Origin of the sequence: Thermomonas sp., assembly GCF_035369645.1 — a bacterium.
Classification (GTDB): domain Bacteria; phylum Pseudomonadota; class Gammaproteobacteria; order Xanthomonadales; family Xanthomonadaceae; genus Thermomonas.
Genome location: NZ_DAOOUM010000013.1, coordinates 46,629 through 51,422, shown reverse-complemented (window position 1 = coordinate 51,422; position 4,794 = coordinate 46,629). Strand labels below are relative to the sequence as shown.

Below are 4,794 nucleotides of genomic sequence, written 5' to 3'. Positions count from 1 at the left end.
ATGCCGTGGATGCCCAAGGGTCGCTATCGGATCATGCGCGACTACATGCCCAAGGTCGGCAATCTGGGGCTGGACATGATGACCCGCACTTGCACCGTGCAGGTGAATCTGGATTACGCCTCCGAAGCCGACATGGTGAAAAAATTCCGTGTCTCGCTGGCGTTGCAGCCGATTGCCACCGCGCTGTTTGCTGATTCACCATTCACCGAAGGCCAACCCAATGGCTACCTGAGCTACCGCTCACACATCTGGACCGATACCGACCCCGACCGCACCGGGATGCTGGATTCCGTGTTCGAAGATGGGTTTGGCTACCAGCGTTACGTCGATTATTTGCTCGATGTGCCGATGTATTTTTCTTATCGCGATGGCATCTATCACGATGCCAGTGGTAAGTCGTTTCGTAAATTCCTCAAAGGTGAACTCGATGTGCTGCCGGGCGCGCTGCCCACCTTGCGCGACTGGAACGACCACATGACCACCGCCTTCCCCGAAGTACGCCTGAAAAAGTTTTTGGAAATGCGCGGTGCCGATAGCGGCCCGTGGGGGCGCATCTGCGCGCTGCCGGCATTTTGGGTAGGCCTGCTGTATGACGATGTGGCGCTGGATGCCGCTTGGGATCTGGTCAAGGATTTTTCGCTGGCCGAGCGCCATGCGCTGCGCGATGGCGTGCCGAAATACGCGCTGGGTTTACCGTTCCGCAACGGCACGGTGTGCGATTTGGCGCGCGAGGCCGTGAAGATCGCGGTAGCCGGCCTGCAACGTCGCGCCATGCGCAACAGCCAAGGCGTCGATGAGTCGCGCTTTCTCGATGAATTGATCGAGATTGTCGAGTCCGGCAAAACCCCCGCCGAGCGCAAGCTTGCGCTGTTTCACGGCGACTGGCGCGGCAGCGTGGATCCACTGTTTGGCGAGTATGCCTATTGACCGTGCCAACGCGGGGAGAAGTGTTGACACGCTGCAAGCACGCAGGCTGCAGCGTCTATAACGTTATCCCGCGGCCTTATCCGGCTTTGATCAAATCCGCCGCCCGCTCCGCGATCATGATCGTCGGCGCGTTGGTGTTGCCGCTGGGCAGGCAGGGCATCACCGAGGCATCCACTACGCGTAGGCCGTCCACGCCGCGCACGCGCAGTTGCGGATCCACCACGGCGGTTGCGTCATTGCCCATGCGACAGGTGCCAATCGGGTGGTACACGGTTTCGGCGCGCTGGCGCACGTAGTCGATGTAATCGGCTTCGCTGCGCGGAGGTTGGGCTGGGTAGATGGGCGCACCGCGATACGGGGTGAAGGCGCGTTGCGAAAGGATGTCCTGGCTGAGCTTGGCGCATTCCACCAACATTTTCAGGTCGAAGCCTTCGGGGTCGCCCAGGTAGTTGGGGTCGATGATCGGCGCATCTGCTGCGCGGTTGCTGGCCAGCCGCAGCGTGCCACGGCTGTGTGGCCGCAAGAAGCACGCATGCATGGTGTAGCCATCGCCGGGCAGGCGGTTGCGGCCGTGGTCGTCGATCATCGCCGGGATGAAATGCAACTGGATATCGCAGCGCTCATCACTGGCCAGCGATGAGCGGAAGAAGCCGGCACCCTCGGCCACATTGCTGGTGCCGGGGCCTTGATGGCCGCCCAGGAAATAGTGCAGCGCGGTTTTCACTTCGCTGATGCGGTCGTAGCTGATCGGCTTGCTGCAATGCTGCAGGGTGGTGACATCCAGATGGTCTTGCAGATTGGCGCCCACGCCGGGGGCATCCAGCACCACGTCAATCCCGAGCTTGCGCAGAGCATCGGCCGGGCCAATCCCCGAGAGCATCAACAGTTGCGGCGAATTGATCGCACCGCCACTCAAGATCACTTCGCGACTGGCGACAAAATGATGGCCTTGCCCATTGACGCTGCAGGTGATGCCGGTAGCGCGGCCGTGCTCGAAGGTGATTCGGCTGGCGGTGGCATGGGTGCGCAGGCTCAGGTTGGGGCGCGACTTGACCGGGTTGAGATAGGCCACCGCGGCCGAGCAGCGTGCGCCGTCGCGTTGGGTCACTTGATACAAGCCCACGCCGTCCTGGCGCGCACCGTTGAAGTCATCATTGAGGGTCAGCCCGGCTTGATGGCCGGCTTCGATGAACACCCGCGTCAACGGGTTGACGTGGCGCAGGTCGCTGACCGACAGCGGGCCATTGCCGCCATGCCAGGCGTCGCTGCCACGGCTATTGCCTTCGGCACGTTTGAAGTAGGGCAACACATTGTCCCAGTGCCAGCCGTCGGCACCGCCTGCGGCCCAGCCGTCGTAGTCGCCCGCCACGCCACGGATGTAGCACATCGCATTGATCGAGCTGGAGCCGCCCAGCAGCTTGCCGCGTGGGCACCACAGCACGCGCCCACCCAACTGCGGCTGCGGGGTGGTGGTGTAGTTCCAGTTGATCGAGGTCAGCCCGGCGATTTTGGCCAGCCCGGCCGGCATGTGCACAAATGGGTGCCAGTCGCGGCCGCCGGCTTCCAGCAGCAGCACCTTGACGGTAGGGTCTTCGCTGAGGCGGTTGGCCAGCACGCAGCCGGCAGAACCGGCACCGATGATGATGTAGTCGTATGTGCTGTCCAACGGTCGCCGCCCTGATTGACTTCAAGCTTTGACGCTATGCGCCAGCGCTAGAGTAAATGCTCGGTGGCGAATTGCCGCGTCTGCGGGTACCGTTGCGCATCCACGCCTTATCCATCGGCCCGCATGACCGACACCGCCGTCGCTTCCAGCCGATTGGGCCACTTCAAGGCCGCACTGCGGCAATCACCGCCGCTGCTGTGGTCGTTTTTGTATTTCTTCTGCCTGCTGTGTGGCTATTACGTGTTGCGTCCGGTACGTGAAGCGATGGGCGCATCCAGCGACGTCAACGCCCTGTTTCCGCCGGCGATGATTGGCTGGTTTGCCAGGCACGGCGTCGCACTCAAGGAATTGCAGCTGCAAGTGCTATTCACCTGCACCTTCTTGATCATGCTGGTATTGCAGCCGGTGTATGGCTGGGTGGTCAGCCGCTGGCCACGGCGGGTCTTCCTGCCGGCGGTGTACGGGTTTTTCATCGTCACCTTGCTGGGGTTTTATGCCCTGTTCGATAGTGGCGTTGCCGGGCGCGGGATGGCGTTCTTCCTGTGGATTACGGTATTCAACTTGTTTGCGGTCGCGGTGTTCTGGAGCTTCATGGCCGATGTGTGGTCAGACACCGAAGCGCGTAGCTATTACGGTTATATCGGCGCGGCTGGCACCGTGGGCGCCATCCTCGGGCCAATCCTGACCCGCGCATTAGTGGAGCGCATCGGCATCGCGCATTTGATGCTGGTGTCGGCGGGATTTTTGGTGCTGTGCATTGGTTGCCTGCTGCGCTTGCGGCGTTATGCCGTGCAGCGGGAAACCCAGCGCAAACTGGTCAGTGGCGAAGTGCCGATGGGGGGCACGGTGTTTGCTGGCTTGAAACTGGTGCTGCAAGAGCCGTTGCTGCGCTGGATGGCGGTGCTGTGCATCTTCGGGGTGGGCGTGGGCACCTTGCTGTACAACGAACAAGCCGCGATCGTGCGCCAGTTCTACCCGGATCCGAAAGCCGCCACCGCCTATTACGCCACGATTGATCTGGCGGTGAATATCCTGACCTTGCTGATCCAGCTCTTTGTGACGCGGCGCCTGCTGTCGCGGTTCGGAATTGCGCCGGCACTGTTGATTCCCGCCGGTGCGATTGTGCTTGGCTACGCCGCGTTGGCGTCGTCGCCATTACCACTGCTAGTGGCGGTGGTACAGGTGATCACCCGCAGCAGCGAGTTTTCCTTGAACAAACCCGCACGCGAAACCATCTACACCCGGGTTGCGCGCGAGTGGCGCTACAAGGCTGGTGCGGCGATTGACACCGTGATCTATCGCGGCGGTGACCTCACCTTCGTGTGGGTGCACAAGCTGCTGTCGGGCTTCGGTTCCACGGTGGTGTTTGGCGCGGGCACAGTGGTTGCGACAGCGTTCGCGCTGGGGGCATGGAAAGTGGTGGGTGAGGCGAAGAAGCTGCCAGAGGCAAGAAGCCGATGAGTGGATGCAAAAACGGCGGGCCGAAGCCCGCCGTTGTGCGTCGATAGCGCCGGTCACGCGGCTTCGCGTGGCAGCCGCTGGTGTTGCGAGAGGTCGTAATAACTGGCCGCGCGTAATTCGTGCGCATCGAAATCATCCACACTGATGGTGTCGATGGTCAGCTCGCGCAGGTCCTCCAATTGCTTGCGTTCGTCCTGCGTGATCCAGCCTTCGCGCACGCCTTCGTCCAATTGCGAGGCAAAATCCAGTGCCTCGATGTCCTTGGTTTTCAGTGCCTTCAAGAACTTGCGTTCCACCGGCTCGGCCAGAATGGCGCGGGTCAGATAGCTGTTGATGCGGCCGCCGGGGTTGTGTGCACCCGGGGTCAAAAACACCCCGTGAGCCAAGCGGTCGCGTGCCTCGTTCGGGTTCATCAGCAAGCTGGCTACACGATGCGACAGGCGGTCACCGGGTGCCACGGCGCGGCGGCCCCACGGGAAGACCACCGGCCACAACAACCAGCCCAGCGGTTTGATCGGGAAGTTGCGCAACGCCTGCGACAGTGCCAATTCGATTTCATACGCACTGTTGTGGAAGGCCCACGCCAGCAGGGGCTTGTCGGCGTCTGGGCAGCCTTCGTCATGGTGGCGCTTGAGCACCGCGCCCATCATGTACAAATGGCTGAGCACATCACCCAAACGGCCCGACAACGACTCTTTAAACTTCAAGCGCCCACCCAGCGCGCCCAGTGACACATCGGT

Annotated in this window: 4 protein-coding genes; 2 read left to right on the top strand and 2 right to left on the bottom strand. The window is 61.9% G+C overall.

The genetic code is table 11. From position 1 onward, the window contains the following. Positions 1-927 (top strand): glutamate--cysteine ligase (locus PK789_RS04185; RefSeq protein WP_324307229.1); only part of this gene is annotated, 927 nt, incomplete at its 5' end. 76 nt (positions 928-1,003) lie between these two features. Here PK789_RS04185 and PK789_RS04180 read toward each other — a convergent pair. Continuing rightward, positions 1,004-2,593, bottom strand: a complete 1,590-nt coding sequence (locus PK789_RS04180) for a GMC family oxidoreductase (RefSeq protein WP_223626079.1) — start codon at positions 2,591-2,593, stop codon at positions 1,004-1,006. Positions 2,594-2,716: 123 nt separating this feature from the next. Between PK789_RS04180 and PK789_RS04175 the strand changes: the two genes are divergently transcribed. Next, positions 2,717-4,054: an NTP/NDP exchange transporter gene (locus PK789_RS04175; RefSeq protein WP_324307228.1), complete on the top strand. Its 1,338-nt coding sequence runs from the start codon at positions 2,717-2,719 to the stop codon at positions 4,052-4,054. A 53-nt stretch (positions 4,055-4,107) separates the two neighbouring features. On the opposite strand, the gene PK789_RS04170 is transcribed toward PK789_RS04175, so the two are convergent. Continuing rightward, on the bottom strand, positions 4,108-4,794 hold a 687-nt coding region (locus tag PK789_RS04170; protein ID WP_324307226.1), incomplete at its 5' end, for an acyl-CoA dehydrogenase domain-containing protein.